This window comes from Streptomyces sp. NPDC001816 (assembly GCF_042892235.1).
GTDB lineage: Bacteria > Actinomycetota > Actinomycetes > Streptomycetales > Streptomycetaceae > Streptomyces.
The window spans coordinates 212,046-228,955 of sequence record NZ_JBIATY010000006.1; the positions used below are offsets into that span (position 1 = coordinate 212,046).

A 16,910-nucleotide genomic window follows, 5' to 3' on the forward strand; every position below is an offset into this window, starting at 1 on the left:
GCTCGCTCACCTCCGCCCCCTCGTCATCCCGAGCCGCATCGTCGCGACGATCTCCCGCTGCACCTCGCTCACCCCGCCCCCGAACGTGTTGATCTGTGCCGCCCTGTTCAGCCGCTCCAGTTCGCCGCCCTCGAACGCCCCCGGCGATCCCGAGCGGACGAGTCCCGCATCGCCGACGATCTCCTGACACATGCGATACGTCGCGACAGCCGATTCCGTTCCCGCGACCTTCACCGCGCTGGCGTCGCCGGGGGCCAGTCGACCCGCCCCCACATCCCCCACCAAACGCCAGTTGAGCAGGCGCGATGCCGCCAGCCGGGCATGCACCTCGGCCAGTCGAAAACGCACCCACGGCTCGTCAATGCGGCGCCTGCCGGTCACCTGATCGGGGGTGCGGGCGGCGGCGAGCGCCGCCGTGTAGAACTCCTCGGCCTGCATGCCGATGGCGGCGAGGGCGACCCGTTCGTGGTTGAGCTGGCTGGTGATCAGTGACCAGCCCTCGTTCTCGGCGCCGACCAGGTTCCGGGCGGGGACGCGGACACCGTCGTAGTACGTGGCCGTCGTCGTCTGCCCGCCCACGGTCTCGATCGGCGTCCAGGAGAAGCCCGGGGCGTCCGTGGGGACGAGGAGGAGGGAGATGCCCCGGTGCCCCGGCGCGTCCGGGTCGGTGCGGCAGGCGAGCCAGATCCAGTCGGCGTGCTGGGCGCCCGAGGTGAAGATCTTCTGCCCGTCGATCCGCCAGCCGTCGCCCTCCCGTACGGCCCGGGTCCGCAGCGAGGCGAGGTCGGTGCCGGCGGAGGGCTCGGTGTAGCCGATCGCGAAGACCAGGTCACCGGCGAGGATCCGGGGCAGGAAGTGGTCCTTCTGGCGTTCGCTGCCGTACTTCATCAGCGTGGGCCCGACCGTGTTGAGCGTGACCATGGAGACGGGGGCGCCGGCCCGGTACGCCTCGTCGAAGAACACGAACTGCTCGTCCGCGCCCCGCCCCTGACCGCCGTACTCGACCGGCCAGCCGAGTCCCAGCCAGCCGTCGGCGCCGATGCGGCGCAACAGGGCGCGCCCGTCGACGGGTTCGCCGGTCTCGGGCATCAGGGTCCGGAAGTAGGCGCGGAGTTCGGCGCGCAGCTGCTGCTGCCGTTCGGTGGGGGCGAGGTGCACGGCGGGCCCTCCCGGCCTCGCTTGCCTGACGGGGAACGGTTTCTGACTGTCCGTCAGATACTGCTTCCTGTCAAGGTCGTCCACCCGGAACCGCGCACCGGAAAACGCCTGCGCGGCGGCACCGAAGCACCGCCGCGCAGACGCGTTACGACCCCGAAGCACACCCCACGAGGACCCTCAGCGAGAGGGGCCCCGCCCCCGGCTCACCACAGGTTGGTGAAGTGGACGGCGACGTTCTCGTTGCCCTGCTGGAGGGCCGTCCAGGCGGAGCCCCTGACCTGTGCGGTGTTGCTCTGGTTCGAGGCGCCGGAGCCGACCGCGTTCTGCTGGGTGGTGGACGAGTTTCCGTTGTTGTCGTGGCCGACACCGCTGCCGATGATGCTCGCCACGCCGGCGTTCGATCCGTTGTCCGCGAAGGCGCCGTTGTCCGCGGCAGCGACACCGGTGAAGAGGGCGGCTGCGAGCGGAAGAGCGGAGACGGCGGCGAGAACGCGGGCGGTACGGATGCTTGCCATGTTTGTTCCTCCAGAACAGAAACACTCTCGGCACCGAAGCCGAGGATGCGTCAACTAAGGCTTGCACCAAGGCAGTTGGCCGACCGCCTCGGGTTTTCGTGAACGACGTCGCGCATCCAGAGTTGCCCACCGAATCCCCGGCGAACCACCCCGGAAGACCCGATTCGCACGCAAGCGTGATGACAAGTCGATAAACCCCTATCGCCATCTTTGGTCATCTCACGTCACAACACGGCACAGACCAGACCTTCCCCCATCAAGGACCACAGGAGGTGAATCGTTTCTGCGCATTTCCGGCCAATCTCCTCGACCCCGGCGCGTCGGCGCAGCCCGCTCTTCCCTTTTTCGAACACGAGTACGAACATGGAGGTATGGCCACCACCGACCGGCAGGCCACGACGCTGGCCCTCGCACACGCCCTGTCAGCCGCCGAACGCGGACTGGCCGTCATCCCCCTGTCCCGGACGAAACTCCCGGCCCTGCGCTCCCCGCACCGCGACGCCCCGGAACCGGTGGGGCCGCCCTGTCACGGCGAGTGCGGCCGCTTCGGTCACGGCGTGTACGACGCCTCCACCGACCCGGTCCGCATCCGCGAGCTGTTCGCCGCCGCGCCCTGGGCCACCGGCTACGGCATCGCCTGCGGGCTGCCCCCGCACCACCTCATCGGCGTCGACCTCGACACCAAGTGCGGCACGGATGCTTCGGCCGCACTGCGCGAACTGGCCCTGCGACACTTGTTCACGATCCCCGAGACGGTCGTCGTCCTCACCCCGAGCGGCGGCCGCCACCTGTGGCTGACCGGCCCGCCGGACATCGTCGTCCCCAACTCGGCAAGCCGGCTGGCCCCCGGCATCGACATCCGGGGCGCCGGCGGCTACCTCGTGGGCCCCGGCTCCCGCACCGCCCACGGCGTGTACGCCGCCGCACCCGGCACCGCGCACCTGGCCCCCGCCGCCTGCCCGCCGGCCCTGCTCCGCCTGCTGCTGCCCCCGCCCCGGACCGCCCACCCGACGACCACGACCACCCCCGACCACGGCCGTGGCCTGGTCCAGTTCGTCCTGACCGCACACGCGGGCCAGCGCAACACCCGCCTGTTCTGGGCGGCCTGCCGCGCCTTCGAGAACGGGCTCGGTCCCGCCCTGCTCGACCCCCTGGTCGAGGCGGCCGTCCACACCGGCCTGTCCGAACGCGAGGCCCGCGCGACGATCGCGTCGGCGGCCCGGATGACGGGGCATCGGGCCTGAGGCCGAGGCACCAGGGCGGGGCCGGGGGTGCCTACGGCGTGTAGACCTGATCCAGCCGGTCGATGGAACCGTCGCCGCCGACCTCGTACTTGAACACCAGGCCGGAGTCGGGGTGCGCCTTGACCCAGTCCATCAGCTCCCCCACACCGATGCGCTCGTTCGTGCTGCTGCCGGTGATGGGGTTGGTGGCGGTGACATACGCGGCCTGGTCCATGGCCCAGCGGGCCTCCTCGCCGCTGACGACGAACGGCTTGCCGTCGCTGTCCTTGCCGGCGCATCCCCAGGCGCCGTGCTGGATGACGAGGTTCACCTTGCCGGTGCTGCCCGGGAGTTCCTCGATGCGGTACAGGGCGAACTCGTCGGGGTCGTAGTGGTCCGGGTCCGGCGCCTTGGTGACGCAGTCGGCGGCCGGTGCCGCGGTCTTGCCCGATCCGGTGCCCTTGCCGGCGGGCGTCGCGGCCGCGGTGGCACCCGAACCCGCCGTGCTCCCGCCGCTCTTGCCGGTACCGGTGCCGCTACCAGCGCCCTTGCCGCTTCCCGTGCCGGTGCCGCTGCCCTTGCCGGTGCCGCCTGCCGTGCCGGGCGTCGCCGAACCGGCCGTGGCCCCGGCCTTCGGCGCGTCGGAGGCCCCCGCGGCGGTGTCGTCCCCCTGGCATCCGGTGAGTACGGCGGCCAGCGCGACGGCCGTGAGCGCAACGACAACGGGTCTGAGGCGATGGGCATTCATCTGGGACGTCCCCCCTGTTCACGGGCGGCCCGACCGGCCGCTCCCGGATCGGGACCGTAATGCCCCGCCCCTGCTCACCGCACCACCTGAACGGCCGGTGTCACGAACCCGGGACAGTGCCGTCACCACGCACGGATCATGTGACGTGCACAGACCAGAACCGGAATGCCCGCACCTGGGGCAACGGCAACGGCCCCGGACCGGTTCGCCCGGTCCAGGGCCGTTCAATTACGCGGTGGGTGTGGGATTTGAACCCACGGTGACATCGCTGCCACGACGGTTTTCAAGACCGTTCCCTTAGGCCGCTCGGGCAACCCACCTCAGCCTCCACCCACCCGGGGGCGGAGCGGGTACAGCGTACCGGGAGCGGGACGGGCCGTGGGGCTCGGTCCGGTCAGGAGCCGCCGCCGGCCGATCTTGTGTCGGGCCGGCGGGGCTCTCCCGAGAGGCCGAGCCCCTGCGCGCGCGTGCGGGTCAGCTGTCGCCCGCCCTGGAGCCGAGGGTGAGGTCCACCGTGTGCTCCTGGCCGCCCCGTGTGTAGGTGATCGCCACCTTGTCGCCGGGCTTGTGGGTCCAGATCTCGCCGATCAGGGTCGGGCCGCTGTCGATCACGTTGTCGTCGAGCTTGGTGATGACGTCCCCGGGCTTGAGGCCGGCCTTGTCGGCCGGGCCGCCCGACTCGACCGCGGCGGCGCCCGCCGCGCCCTGGTCGGTGATCTTCGCGCCGTCGGTGGACTCCTCCAGGGAGACGGAGGCGCCGATCTTGGCGTACACCGGCTTGCCGGTCTTGATCAGCTGCTGGGCGACGTACTTGGCCTGGTTGATCGGGATCGCGAAGCCGAGGCCGATCGAACCGGACTGGCCGGAGCCGAATCCGCCGCTGCCGGTGGACTGGATCGCCGAGTTGATCCCGATGACCGAGCCGGAGGCGTTCAGCAGCGGGCCACCCGAGTTGCCGGGGTTGATCGACGCGTCGGTCTGCAGGGCGCTCATGTAGGACGCCTTGCTGGACGAGCTGCCGTCGCTGGAGGCCACGGGGCGGTTCTTGGCGCTGATGATGCCCGTGGTGACCGTGTTGGACAGCCCGAAGGGGGCGCCGATGGCGATCGTCTCGTCGCCGACGGCAACCTTGTCCGAGTCGCCGAGGGCGAGGGGATTGAGGTCGGAGGGGGCGTTCTTGAGCTTGATGACGGCGACGTCGTAGCCCTGCGCGTGGCCGACGATCTCCGCGTCGTACTTCTTGCCGTTCGGGAAGGTGGCCGTGAGCTTGCCGCCGTCCACCGCCTCCGCCACCACGTGGTTGTTGGTGACGATGTGACCCTGCTTGTCGAAGACGAACCCGGTGCCCGTGCCGCCCTCGCCGCTGGTGCTCTCCGCCTCGATGGTGACCGTGCTCGGCAGCGCCCTGGCTGCCACGTTGGCGATCGTGCCGGGCGCGCGCTTGACCTGAGAGGCGCTGCTGTCGGAGGCGGAGACGGTGGTGGAGCCGTTGTTGTCGTTGTCCTTGGCCAGGGTGTAGCCGAGGCCGCCGCCCAGACCACCCGCGACCAGCGCGGCCACCAGGACCGCGGCGACCAGCCCACCGCGCCCGCTGCGGGGCTTGGGGGCGGGCTGCTGGTACGACGCTCCCCAGACGGTGCCGGAGCCACCGGAGCCGGCGTCGCCGTAGGCGGGCGTGGCCGGAGGCGGCCAGGAGCCGTCGGGGGCGGGGCCCGGGTAGCCGGCGGGGGGCTGGTGTCCGTCGGGGGCCCGGCCGGGGTAGCCGGCAGGGGCCTGGTGTGCGTCGGTCGGATTCTCGTGGGCCGGTGCGGCCTGCGCCGGGCCCTGCTCGGGCGTGCCCGGGGGCACCGGCGGAAGCTGGGCCGTCGGCGCCCCGTCGGGCACGGGGCCCTGCGGGGAGGCTGCAGGAGATGCCACCGGCACGGGAGGTGCGGACGGCGCCGGGGGTACCGCGTTGCCCTCGTTCTCGGTGCTCACAGCTCTTCTCCTCGATCCACGGCTGTTGTCATAGGTCGCACTCGGTCACGCTCGTTCACGCTGTCGTCGGTCCGTTGCGAACAGCTGTGCATGGTCCTGCGTCGTGCTTGTATGCAGTCAGCTTTTCCCACGGGCCGTCAGAGCACCATAAGCGGTGGCTGTGGGTCCAGGGTCATCCTTTACATGGGACCTTTCTGGCAAAAGTTACATAAAAGGGCATGGCGGGTGCCTCCGTTCGCCGCACGGACGCACCCGCGCCGCCCCGCGTACCCCGCGCGGGTGGCACCATGACGCGGTGACCCACGCACCACAGCACCCCATCCAGGTCGTCGCCCACCGGGGGGCCTCCGAGGACGCGCCCGAGCACACCCTGGCCGCCTACAAGAAGGCGATCGAGGACGGCGCGGACGCCCTGGAGTGCGACGTACGGCTGACCGCCGACGGCCATCTGGTCTGCGTCCACGACCGGCGGGTGAACCGCACCTCCAACGGCCGCGGGGCCGTCTCCGCCCTGGAGCTGGCCGATCTCGCCGCCCTGGACTTCGGCTCCCGCAAGACGCGCGAGGCCTGGCGCGGACGCGACGAGGAGCCCGACTGGGAGCACCGTCCGGAGGACCCGGCGGACACCTCCGTACTCACCCTGGAGCGGCTGCTGGAGCTGGTCGCGGACGCCGGGCGGCGGGTGGAACTAGCCATCGAGACCAAGCACCCCACGCGCTGGGCCGGGCAGGTGGAGGAGCGGCTGCTGCTCCTGCTGAAGCGGTTCGGACTGGACGCGCCGGCCTCGGCCGCCGAGTCGCAGGTGCGGATCATGAGCTTCTCGGCGCGCTCGCTGCACCGTGTGCGGGCTGCGGCGCCGACGCTGCCGACGGTCTACCTGGTCCAGTTCCTCTCGCCCCGGCTGCGCGACGGACGGCTGCCGGCGGGCGTGCGGATCGCCGGCCCCTCGATCCGTATCGTGCGCAACCACCCGGGGTACGTGGAGCGGCTGCAGCGCGCCGGCCACCAGGTCCACGTCTGGACCGTGAACGAGCCCGAGGACGTCGATCTCTGTGTCGAGCTGGGCATCGACGCCATCATCACCAACCGCCCGCGCGCGGTGTTGCAGCGACTGGGCCGCTGAGCGGGGAAGCGGGCCTCAAGAGCCGGGTAAGGACCTGTGCACACCCCTTGACCCGGCCTGCCCGGCTCGACCATCCTCCGTTCTCGGCCAGACCACTGAATTCCAGCCACACGATGACAGGCCCGTCACAGGGAGTGCTCCGGCGCACTCGCTCCGTATGCGGTCGTTGCGAATGCGTCACCGGAAGAGGATTGGCCGGTTTCCGGTACAGGCCAATGGGGCATCCACACCGTGGCGTGGGGCAAAGGAGGTCTCGGGGGTGGCGTTGGTGGTGGCACAGGAGGTGCCCACGTCGTCGAGCATGGCCGTACCCCATGGCCCTGCGGGCGTGGGGAAGGCGAGACACCGGATGCGTGCGCAACTGCGCAACGGCGGGGTGTCGGAATCGGTCATCGACGATGCCGTACTGATCCTTTCGGAGCTGTTGAGCAACGCCTGCAAACACGGGCGGCCCCTGGGCGACGCTCCGCCCGGGGACGGTGACGTACGCGCCGCGTGGCGGGTGGACGGGCGCGGGCGGCTCACCGTGGAGGTGACGGACGGCGGCGGCCCGACCCGCCCGGCTCCGGCCACCCCGTCGGTCACCGCGCACGGCGGCCGCGGGCTGAACATCATCACGGCTCTGGCCGACGACTGGGGTGTCCGGGACGACATCCACGGCGAGGTGACGGTCTGGGTCGTGGTCAACGAGGACGTCCATGATCCGGATGCCGGGTGCCGCCCCGACGGTTTCGCTACGCGCGTCACCTCCCCCGTGGTTCCGGCCGCCCTGGCCGATCTGGACTTCGCGGACGCGTTCGACGACCTGGACTGAGCGCGGCGGGGACCCGCGGACCCGACCGCCCGAGCCGGGCGAGGCGCGGGAGTTGTCCACAGGTTCACCCCGTCGGCTCGCCCAAGTGTCCGTTGTCCACAGGTTCCCGTCGGCCGTGGCGCGAACGGCTAGGCTCCCGCCCGTACCAGACGCGCCGTAACCGGGAGACCCCACGATGGCCAAGAAGCGACCCCAGACGAAGGCCAAGCCACAGATCACGGACGGAGAGATCCCGGTTGTCGGCGCCCGAGAGCCCTGCCCCTGCGGCAGCGGCCGGCGCTACAAGGCGTGCCACGGCCGGGCCGCCGCGCACGCCGCGACCGAGCTGGTGCAGCGTCCGTTCGAGGGACTCCCGGGCGAGTGCGACTGGGTGGCGCTGCGCGAGCTGGTGCCGGCCGCCACGGTGGAGCTGACCCTCAGCAGCGGCCTGCCCGAGGACGTCCCGTCGGTCACGCTCGCCACGGTGCTGCCGATGGCCTGGCCCGCGCTGCGCCGCGACGACGGCTCGGTCCTGCTCGGCCTGCAGAACGACACACCCTCCGGCGACATCAGCCGCGACCTCGCCGACACGCTCCAGCGTGCGCTTCAGGCCGCGCCCGGCACGCCGGTGGAGGGCCGCCGCGCCCCCGCCGGGGGTCCGCGACTGCAGGACCTGCTCGACCCGGAAGGCGCGTTCGAGCCAGTTGTGCACAGCGGCTTCGAGTTCTGGGTGCCGGACGCGGAGAACGCCACCCCGGACGTGGCCGCCTCCCTGGAGCGGGCCAACGCCGCGGCCATCCCGACCGTGAAGCTGTCCGGCGTGGACGCCGCCTACTGGTGCGAGACCCCGGAGAAGAACCACCTGCGCTGGGTCATGCCGCACCCGGAGGAGCAGCTTCTGGACGCTCTCGCCCGGCTGCACGCGGCGGGCCGCTCCAGCCTCGGCGAGGGCACCCGGCTGGTGGGCTCCTTCCGTGCTCACGGCCTCACGGTGCCGGTGTGGGACCTGCCGAGCGGGGTCACGGCCGAGGACGTGGAGAAGCCGGCCGCCGAGTTCGCCGAGCGGCTCGCCGCCGCCCTCGCGGCCACCGAGCCGCTCACGGCCGACGAGCGCCGCGCGCGCGGCGGACTGACCAACCGGCAGGTCACGCTCAGCTGACCGTCCCCGCGGACACGTGTCACGGCTGAACGGTCGGTCAGCCGTGACAGCGGTGCCCGGAACAGGTGACTCCTGTCACAACTCCCCGTCGTGACAGATAAATCGGTGTCCGAATAGCCGAGATCGAATTTGCGAACCGCCGATCTCTTGTTACCGTTCCAGTAGCCCGGTTGCTGGTGCATCCCCCGTCGCCAGCAACCGGGCCTTTCCATGTCCGCGTCCGGTGTACAGCGCGTCGGTGAGCGTCAACTCCCGTCCGTCTCCTCGGAGTTGCTGCCCGAGTGCAGCAGCAGCGGCCCGTCGCCGCCGTGCGCGGCGAACTCGGCGACGGCGGTGTAGCCGTCCAGCGAACCCCGGGTGCGTTCGCGGGGTGTCTCACAGGTTGCGGGCTCGTCGTCGGTGTCCGTGGCGCAGTGCGTCTGCACGATCCGGCCGCCCGGCCCCATCAGGCTCAGCACGGCGTTCACGGCCTCGCCGGTGGTGTTGCGGTAGTAGGTGCGCGCCCAGGTCTCCTCGCCCTGGGTCAGCACACAGGTCTGCGCCTCGACGCCCTCGGGGGAGGACAGCTCCGGTCCGCAGCGGGCGGCGGTGGCCAGGCCCAGGCCGAGCAGCAGCGGGGAGCGCGTGGGATCGACGGAGGGGATCTTCGCGTCACCGTCCGAGGGCGAGTCCGTGGACGACTTGGTCGACTTCGACGACTTGGCCGACTTGGACGACGGCCCGTGTGCGCCGGACCGGCCGCCCGCCGCCACAGGTCCCGCGGCGTCGCCCACCTGCCCCGCGGACGCCACGGCCAGCGGCAGCACGACGGCGGCCACCACGACGCCCGCGAGGGCGAGCAGACGAAGCCTTCGGGGGTCCGGCCCGCCGCGGTGCGGCGAACGAGTGCCCTGACCCCCAGAAATGCGCAGCATGTAGCGGAAGATAACGAGCATGGGCGGACATCGGGCGACGCCCGCGCCCGACACCCCTACAACTCGGGCGCGCTCACACCCGTACGAGTGAGGGCGTCGACCACCGCGTCCACCACGGCCTCCACGTCGGGCACCCAGGGCGAGGCCGAGCCCGGCAGCGGCGCACGCTCCCAGCGGACGGCGCCGTGACCGGTCTCGGAGGGAGGCAGGGCGAGGTAGCCGCCCTCGCCGTGGAAGCGCAGCGAGCCGGGCACGAAGTCCTTGGCGTAGAGCAGCTCGCCGAGCTGCTCCATGGAGTACGGCTTGACGAGCACCGACCAGCGGGTCGGTGCGGCGATCACCGGGCCGAGGCGCATGCCCCGCCGGTCGAGCAGGTCGAGGGCGCGGGCCGCCGCGGGCGCCGGCAGGCTGACCGCGCAGGGCGCGTTGCCGCCGGTGGCGAGGATGATCGGCGCGCCCGGCCGGTTGGTCCACCACCAGCGCACCATGCGCGCGTCGGTGGTGGCGGCGAGCAGGCCTGGATCGAAGGGGTGCGCACCGGGGACCGTGCACTCCGGGTCGGGGCATCCGCAGCGGGCCCGTCCCTGCGGGTCCGGGGCCACGCCCGGGAGCACGGGCCACTGCCATTCCGTCGCGAAGGTCAGGGCCGCGCTGATCAGCTCAGGCCTCCCGTCTTTCCGCCTGGACAGGAGCCTGCGTCGCCTTCCGAGGATCTCGCGCATGAGCGCTCGTTCCTTTCCGTTGCACCGCTGGCAACACCGTGGACCACATCACACCATGTGTCGATCACTTCACTGTGCGTACCTGTTGGCGCATCACACCCCTGCACATGACAAGGGGAACCCCAAGGGGTCGAGCATCGGCCGCGTCCATAGTGCGTCTATCAAAAGCACGAGTGCGGCGTGGGGGTGGCGAAGTCTGGCGTTTTGCCGTCGCGCGTATTTCTCTCCGCCTCCGCCAGGGGAGGATGGGGCTCGGCCGTCGGTGGCTATGACGCCCGGGTCCGTCGCCAGGTTCCGGGTGGCCCCCAACCACCCCTGGCCTTCACCGAGTACGTACCCATCACGACCGCTGTGACGCTCAGTGGAGCAAGGCCAGTCGACCGCAATGGACCGATACCTGAGGCAGTTTTAAGCCAACTTGGCAGTAAGGCAAGGGTTTCGGAAGAAACCCACATCAGACCCATGGACACCAGGAATCCCTGCAGGACAATGCTGGACATCCCCTCACGAGTGCGTGTACATGTGGAGACACCGCTAGCGGCGCAGAATGACATGGGGGTTTGCGATGCTTCTGAGCACTACGCACCGGTCTGAAAGCCGGACGCCATGAGCGCCCCGCATCCTCCGAAAGTGGCTGGAATCGATTCAGCGGTTCCCCCACCCCCACACACTGTCGCGCCCACACCCGCCGCCCCGGGCACCGGCTCCTCCCCGGACACCGCACCTCCGGTCAAGAACACCCCCGCCCCCACCGGCCCCGCCCCCGGCACCCTGCTCCAGGACCGGCTGGCCGGCTGGGTCTCGGACCTCACGACCCTCCACGAACTCACCGAACGCCTGTCCCGCACGGACGCACTCGAGCCCGCCCTCGAGGAGCTGCTGCGCGCCGGATCCGCCCTCGTCGGCGCCCGCCGCGGCCTGGTCGTCCTGGAACCCGCCGACGGACTCGGCCCCCGCACCTCCCTCGGCCTCGGCCTCGGCCGCGCCGACCTCGGCCATCTGGAGACCGTGCCGCGCGGCTCGCAGCCCTACGGCCCCCTCCTCGACACCGGCGCCGGCGCCGGCGCCGGCGAGATCGTGCACGCCGACCTGTTCGCCGAGGACGGCCTCGACCCCCGCCACCGCGAGGTGGCCGCCCGCCTCGGCTACGCCGCCAGTTACGCCCTCCCCCTGACCGCCGGGTCCGCCGGCCGCCTCGGCGCCGCCGTGTGGCTGTACGACGAGCCCGCCGAGCCGGACGAGCACCACCGCCACCTGATCGGCCTCTACGTCCGGCACGCCGCCGAACACCTCGCCCTGCTGGTGGAAGTGGAGCGCACGCGCGCGCGTGCGGCGACCCTCGCCGAGGAACTGCTCCCTTCCCGGCTGCCGCGGGTGGCCGGCGTCCAGCTCGCCGCCCGGCACCGCACCGGCCGGCGCGGCGGCGGCGGCGACTGGTACGACGCGCTGCCGCTGCCCGACGCCGCCCTCGGCCTCTCCGTCGGCTCGGTCACCGGCTCCGGACCCAGCGCGGTGGCCGCCATGGGCCGGCTGCGCGCCTCCCTGCGGGCGTACGCCGTGATGGAGGGCGAGGACCCGGTCGCCGTCCTGTCCGACCTGGAGCTGCTGCTGCGCCTGACCGAGCCCGCCCGCTCGGCCACCGCCCTGTTCGCCTACTGCGAGCCGGCCCTGCGCAAGATCACCCTGGCCGGCGCCGGGCACAGCCCGCCCCTGCTGATCGGCGAGCGCCGCACCGAGTTCGCCGAGACCTCCGTCTCCGCACCGCTCGGCATGCTCGCCTGCTGGGAGGCGCCGAGCGTGGAGATCCAGGCCGAAGCAGGAGAAACCGTCCTGCTCTACACCGACGGGCTGCTGCACCGTACCGGCGACGCCATGGACCGCGCCTTCGCCCGGCTGCACGCGGCCGCCGCGAGCATCCCGCGCACCCTGCGCCGCGACCCGGGGGCGATCGCCGACCACGTGCTGCGCACCGTGCTGCCCGACGGCCTGGACACGGCGGACAGCGAGGAGGACGTGGTCCTGCTGGCGGCCCGCTTCGACTGAGAGCGCTCCCGCACCGCCTCGCATGGGCGGGCATAACAGGTCTTCCGGCCCTGGGTCGCTTTGTCTGCGACCGTACGATGATGGAGGTCCCCGCTCGGCCACAAGCACGAGCGTCGCGGGCCCGGGGGGAGATCACATGCGTACCGAGGAGGATCACGTGTCCGACGAGCTCAACCCGGCTGTGCCCGATGAAGCTGCTACCGCAGCGGGCCCGGAAGCTGAGTCCGAGGAGCCCATCAAGCAGCGGAAGAACGGCCTGTACCCGGGCGTCTCCGACGAGCTGGCCGAGAACATGAAGTCCGGGTGGGCCGACACCGAGCTGCACGACCTGCAGCCGATCCCGCAGGCCGCCGAGACCGCCCGTCGCCGTGCCGCGCTCTCCGCGCGCTTCCCGGGCGAGCGCCTCGTCATCCCCGCGGGCAACCTGAAGACCCGCTCGAACGACACCGAGTACGCCTTCCGCGCCTCGGTCGAGTACGCGTACCTCACCGGCAACCAGACCGAGGACGGCGTCCTGGTCCTGGAGCCCACTGCTGAGGGCCACAAGGAGACGATCTACCTCCTGCCCCGCTCCGACCGCGAGAACGGCGAGTTCTGGCTCTCCGGCCAGGGCGAGCTGTGGGTCGGCCGCCGCCACTCCCTGACCGAGTCCGAGGCGCTCTACGGCATCCCGGCCGCCGACGTGCGCGAGCTGGCCGACAAGCTGCGCGAGGCCACCGGCCCGGTGCGGGTCGTCCGCGGCCACGACGCCGGCATCGAGGCCGCCCTGACCGACAAGGTCACCGCCGAGCGCGACGAGGAGCTGCGGGTCTTCCTCTCCGAGGCCCGGCTGGTCAAGGACGAGTTCGAGATCGGCGAGCTGCAGAAGGCCGTCGACTCCACCGTGCGCGGCTTCGAGGACGTCGTGAAGGTCCTCGACAAGGCCGAGGCGACCAGCGAGCGCTACATCGAGGGCACGTTCTTCCTCCGCGCGCGCGTGGAGGGCAACGACGTCGGCTACGGCTCCATCTGCGCGGCCGGCCCGCACGCCTGCACGCTGCACTGGGTCCGCAACGACGGCCCGGTCCGCTCCGGCGACCTGCTCCTGCTGGACGCGGGCGTGGAGACGCACACGCTGTACACCGCCGACGTCACGCGCACGCTGCCGATCAACGGCACGTACAGCGAGATCCAGAAGAAGATCTACGACGCGGTGTACGAGTCCCAGGAGGCCGGTATCGCGGCCGTGAAGCCGGGCGCCAAGTACCGCGACTTCCACGACGCCTCCCAGCATGTGCTCGCCGAGAAGCTCGTCGAGTGGGGCCTGGTCGAGGGCCCGGTGGAGCGCGTCCTGGAGCTGGGCCTGCAGCGTCGCTGGACCCTCCACGGCACCGGCCACATGCTCGGCATGGACGTCCACGACTGCGCGGCCGCGCGGACCGAGACCTACGTCGACGGCACGCTGGAGCCGGGCATGGTACTCACTGTCGAGCCGGGCCTGTACTTCCAGGCCGACGACCTGACGGTGCCCGAGGAGTACCGGGGCATCGGCGTCCGCATCGAGGACGACATCCTCGTCACCGAGGACGGCAACCGGAACCTCTCGGACGGCCTGCCGCGCCGCTCCGACGAGGTGGAGGCCTGGATGGCGTCCCTCAAGGGCTGATAAGACACTGATGGCCGGGCACCCGGAAGGTGCCCGGCCATCGGCGTGTCCGTACGCGTGCGCGGGATTCACGTGCCTAGGGGGAGGGTTTTCGTGGAGAGCTTCTGGTCCGGTGTGGGCGTGGACCTGCATCTCGAACCCGACGCGGCCGACGGCCGCCGGGTCGGTCTGGAACGGGCGCTCAGGGACGCCGTACGCGACGGGCGGCTCGCACCCGGCACCCGGCTTCCGGCCACCCGGCGGCTCGCGACGGAACTCGGCATCTCGCGCGGCACCGCGAAGTCGGCGTACGACCAGCTCGTCGCCGAGGGCTATCTCACGGCCCGGCAGGGCTCCGGCACCCGGGTCGCCGAGCTGCCGGCCCTGCGGGAGGAGACGCCGGGAACGGCGCCACACGCGCGTGCGCCGCGTTTCGACCTCCGGCCGGGCAGTCCCGACGTGGGCGCCTTCCCGGCCGCGGCCTGGCTGCGCGCGCTGCGCCGGGCCATAGCGACGGCGCCCTCACTGGCGTACGACTACGGCGACCCGCGCGGCCGGATCGAACTGCGCACCGCGCTCTCGGGCTACCTGGGGCGGGCGCGCGGGGTGCTCGCGCCGCCGGAGCGGATCGTGATCACCTCCGGGTACGTCCAGGGCCTCGCGCTCCTTACACGCGCGCTGGACGGCGCCTCGATCGCCATGGAGGACCCGGGGCTGCCCTTCCACCGGGAGGTGGTGCGGCGCAACGGCGGGACCGTGCTGCCGGTGCGGGTGGACGAGCGCGGGGTGCGTCCCGCAGAACTGGGCGAGGCGGCCGCCGCGGTGGTCACCCCGGCCCACCAGTACCCGACCGGTGTGACCCTCCACCCCGAGCGGCGCCGCGCGCTCACCGACTGGGCACGCGCGCGCGGGGGGCTCATCGTCGAGGACGACTACGACGGCGAGTTCCGCTACGACCGCCAGCCGGTGGGCGCGCTGCAGGGCATGGCCCCGGGCCAGGTCGTCTACCTGGGCACCGCCTCCAAGACCCTCGGCCCCGCGCTGCGGCTCGGCTGGATGGTGCTGCCGCCGCAGCTGGTCGACGTGGTCGCCGACGCCAAGCTGCACAGCGACCACCACACCGAGACCATCGGGCAGCTGGCACTCGCCGAGCTGATCGACAGCCACGCCTACGACCGGCACGTGCGCGCATGCCGGCTGCGCTACCGGCGCCGCCGGGACCAGCTGCTGGACCGGCTGGGGGCGCGGCGGAACGTACGCGGCATCGCGGCCGGGCTGCACGCCCTGATCGACGTCCCCGACGAGGCCGAGGCGCTGGCCCGCGCCGAGGCGGAGGGACTCGCCGTCGGCCACCTGGGCAGCCACTGGCAGACCCCCGCCGAGGGCCGGCCCCAGGGTCTGGTCGTCGGCTACGGCACTCCCCGCGAGCGGGCGTATCCGGAGGCGCTGGAGGTGCTGGCGAAGGTCCTGGAGGCCTGAAGTGTGCCGAGCGGACGGTCACCGAGCCGGCACTCGTCCTCGCGGGTGTTCATCGCCCTCCCCCGAGCCGTCAGGAGGACGCCGAGGGGCCGAGGCCGTCACGCTCGCCTCGGCGTCCGTGGGCGTGTCGGCGAACGCCGACTGGTAGCCGGCGACCGCGAGGCCGCCGGCTGCCACCGTGCCGCCGGTGACGGCGAGGGCCCGGCGCCGGGTGATCGAGGTGTTTCTGTGATTTCCCGTCATGGCCGAGGAAGTTAGGAACGCCGCTTGTCAGTCCGATGGGCATGACCTGGGAAAGCGCTGTGAAGGAAGGGAAGTCCGAGAAGAAGGCCGAAAAGGCACCCTTGGGCGAGAACGCGCCCTTACGGGACCGGAGCGTGGTCGTGCAGCACGCGCTGGAAGAGCCGGCAGTCCCGCCATTCCCCGTTGATGTGCAGGTAGTCGGGCGCAAGTCCGATCGCTTCGAATCCGCATTTCGCCAGAACCCGCTGCGAACCGGTGTTGTCGGTCAGCGTGGACGCCTCGATCCGGTGCAGTCCGATCGTGTCCCGGGCGATACGGCAGACCTGCTGCACCGCGGAGCTGGCCAGCCCCTTGTTCTGCTGGTCGGCGGCCACCCAGTACCCGAGATAGGAACTGCAGAAAGGGCCGTGCGAAATACCGGACAAGGTGATTGCCCCGACGATCCGGCCGTCCGGAGCCTCGAACACCCAGGGCACCACGGCGCCCTCGGCGAACTGCCGCAGCAGCCCGTCGATGCGCTCCGCCTGGCCCTCGGTGGTGAAGAAGGATTCCGGCCTGACCGGCTCCCACGGCTCCAGGTGTTTACGGTTCTCCGTATAGGCGGAGGCGAGCGCGAAAGCGTCGGCCGCGGCGAGCGGACGCAGGATCACTCCGCCCGCTATTTTCTCGTGCTGCAATTCCATGTCTCTGCCATGCATGCGCGCACCATAGCGGCGCGGACTCAGGAGAGGGACCGTCATGCCGTAAGCAGGGAAGGATCTTTCTTCCACTTGAGCATCTTGTCGAAGCTCACCACCGTCCCGCCCCGGCCGGGCTTGGCGCCGATGTGCACGTGATCGGCGAGTTCCCGGATGAGACAGAGCCCGCGGCCGTGCTCGGCGTCCGCGCGGGCGGGTCTGATGTCCTGGGTCCGGGTGAACCCGGGCCCGGAATCGGCCACCTCGATCCGGCACTTCTCGCCGTCGAGGTAGGCAGTCACCCGGTAGGCCTCCGAGCAGCCGTCGCGCGATCCTCCGCCGTGCTCGACCGCGTTGGCGCAGGCCTCGCTGAGGGCGACGGACAGGTCGTAGGAGACATCCGGGTCGACGCCCGCCGTCTCCATCGTGCCGATCAGCAGCCGCCGGGCGAGCGGGACGCTCGCAGCCTCACGCCGCAGATGGAGTGACCACCAGATGCTCATGCTCCAGCC

Annotated in this window: 16 protein-coding genes and 1 tRNA gene; 7 read left to right on the forward strand and 10 right to left on the reverse strand. The window is 71.7% G+C overall.

Translation table 11 applies throughout. The annotated features are described in order from the left end of the window. Nucleotides 1–6: 6 nt before the first annotated feature. On the reverse strand, nt 7–1,158 hold the full coding sequence (locus ACFYZZ_RS22765; RefSeq protein ID WP_389178800.1) for an acyl-CoA dehydrogenase family protein: 1,152 nt from the start codon (nt 1,156–1,158) through the stop codon (nt 7–9). A gap of 203 nt (nt 1,159–1,361) precedes the next feature. After that, nucleotides 1,362–1,673 carry a hypothetical protein gene (locus ACFYZZ_RS22770; protein WP_386572538.1) on the reverse strand — a complete coding sequence of 104 codons (312 nt, stop codon included), beginning with the start codon at nt 1,671–1,673 and terminating at the stop codon, nt 1,362–1,364. 371 nt (nt 1,674–2,044) lie between these two features. Between ACFYZZ_RS22770 and ACFYZZ_RS22775 the strand changes: the two genes are divergently transcribed. Next, on the forward strand, nt 2,045–2,917 hold the full coding sequence (locus tag ACFYZZ_RS22775) for a bifunctional DNA primase/polymerase (RefSeq protein WP_389178804.1): 873 nt from the start codon (nt 2,045–2,047) through the stop codon (nt 2,915–2,917). 31 nt (nt 2,918–2,948) lie between these two features. On the opposite strand, the gene ACFYZZ_RS22780 is transcribed toward ACFYZZ_RS22775, so the two are convergent. The 3 genes from ACFYZZ_RS22780 to ACFYZZ_RS22790 form a co-directional block, all read right to left on the reverse strand. Further along, nucleotides 2,949–3,644 (reverse strand): hypothetical protein, encoded by a 696-nt coding sequence (locus tag ACFYZZ_RS22780; RefSeq protein WP_389178807.1) that lies wholly within the window; start codon nt 3,642–3,644, stop codon nt 2,949–2,951. 233 nt (nt 3,645–3,877) lie between these two features. After that, nucleotides 3,878–3,964: transfer RNA gene (locus ACFYZZ_RS22785), tRNA-Ser, on the reverse strand. A 154-nt stretch (nt 3,965–4,118) separates the two neighbouring features. Further along, nucleotides 4,119–5,621: a trypsin-like peptidase domain-containing protein gene (locus ACFYZZ_RS22790; protein ID WP_389178810.1), complete on the reverse strand. Its 1,503-nt coding sequence runs from the start codon at nt 5,619–5,621 to the stop codon at nt 4,119–4,121. A 295-nt stretch (nt 5,622–5,916) separates the two neighbouring features. On the opposite strand from ACFYZZ_RS22790, the gene ACFYZZ_RS22795 reads away from it, so the two are divergent. The 3 genes from ACFYZZ_RS22795 to ACFYZZ_RS22805 all read left to right on the forward strand — a co-directional run bounded on the left by ACFYZZ_RS22795 (nt 5,917) and on the right by ACFYZZ_RS22805 (nt 8,696). Next, complete coding sequence (locus ACFYZZ_RS22795) at nt 5,917–6,744, forward strand: glycerophosphodiester phosphodiesterase (RefSeq protein ID WP_389178813.1); 828 nt, start codon at nt 5,917–5,919, stop codon at nt 6,742–6,744. A 172-nt stretch (nt 6,745–6,916) separates the two neighbouring features. After that, a complete protein-coding gene (locus ACFYZZ_RS22800; RefSeq protein ID WP_389178816.1) occupies nt 6,917–7,558 on the forward strand; it encodes an ATP-binding protein in 642 nt (213 codons plus the stop codon). Between the two features lie 175 nt (nt 7,559–7,733). Further along, entirely contained in the window at nt 7,734–8,696 is a 963-nt protein-coding gene (locus ACFYZZ_RS22805; protein ID WP_386572545.1) for a DUF5926 family protein, read from the forward strand. Between the two features lie 245 nt (nt 8,697–8,941). Here ACFYZZ_RS22805 and ACFYZZ_RS22810 read toward each other — a convergent pair whose 3' ends face one another. Then, nucleotides 8,942–9,610 (reverse strand): hypothetical protein, encoded by a 669-nt coding sequence (locus ACFYZZ_RS22810; RefSeq protein WP_389178819.1) that lies wholly within the window; start codon nt 9,608–9,610, stop codon nt 8,942–8,944. A gap of 56 nt (nt 9,611–9,666) precedes the next feature. Continuing rightward, nucleotides 9,667–10,332: a bifunctional DNA primase/polymerase gene (locus tag ACFYZZ_RS22815; RefSeq protein ID WP_389178822.1), complete on the reverse strand. Its 666-nt coding sequence runs from the start codon at nt 10,330–10,332 to the stop codon at nt 9,667–9,669. A 606-nt stretch (nt 10,333–10,938) separates the two neighbouring features. On the opposite strand from ACFYZZ_RS22815, the gene ACFYZZ_RS22820 reads away from it, so the two are divergent. The 3 genes from ACFYZZ_RS22820 (at nt 10,939) to ACFYZZ_RS22830 (ending at nt 15,478) form a co-directional block, all read left to right on the forward strand. After that, nucleotides 10,939–12,375 (forward strand): PP2C family protein-serine/threonine phosphatase, encoded by a 1,437-nt coding sequence (locus ACFYZZ_RS22820; protein WP_389178825.1) that lies wholly within the window; start codon nt 10,939–10,941, stop codon nt 12,373–12,375. A 157-nt stretch (nt 12,376–12,532) separates the two neighbouring features. After that, on the forward strand, nt 12,533–14,020 hold the full coding sequence (locus ACFYZZ_RS22825; protein ID WP_389178828.1) for an aminopeptidase P family protein: 1,488 nt from the start codon (nt 12,533–12,535) through the stop codon (nt 14,018–14,020). Between the two features lie 93 nt (nt 14,021–14,113). Continuing rightward, nucleotides 14,114–15,478, forward strand: a complete 1,365-nt coding sequence (locus ACFYZZ_RS22830) for a PLP-dependent aminotransferase family protein (RefSeq protein WP_389178831.1) — start codon at nt 14,114–14,116, stop codon at nt 15,476–15,478. A gap of 18 nt (nt 15,479–15,496) precedes the next feature. Here the strand turns inward: ACFYZZ_RS22830 and ACFYZZ_RS22835 are convergent, their stop codons facing one another. The 3 genes from ACFYZZ_RS22835 to ACFYZZ_RS22845 form a co-directional block, all read right to left on the reverse strand. Beyond that, the gene (locus tag ACFYZZ_RS22835; protein WP_389178834.1) at nt 15,497–15,721 is read right to left on the reverse strand and encodes a hypothetical protein; all 225 of its coding nucleotides are present in this window, start codon (nt 15,719–15,721) and stop codon (nt 15,497–15,499) included. Nucleotides 15,722–15,840: 119 nt separating this feature from the next. Continuing rightward, nucleotides 15,841–16,404, reverse strand: coding sequence for a GNAT family N-acetyltransferase (locus tag ACFYZZ_RS22840; RefSeq protein ID WP_389179765.1), 564 nt, complete (start codon nt 16,402–16,404; stop codon nt 15,841–15,843). 53 nt (nt 16,405–16,457) lie between these two features. After that, nucleotides 16,458–16,901 carry an ATP-binding protein gene (locus ACFYZZ_RS22845; protein ID WP_386572556.1) on the reverse strand — a complete coding sequence of 148 codons (444 nt, stop codon included), beginning with the start codon at nt 16,899–16,901 and terminating at the stop codon, nt 16,458–16,460. Nucleotides 16,902–16,910: the final 9 nt, after the last annotated feature.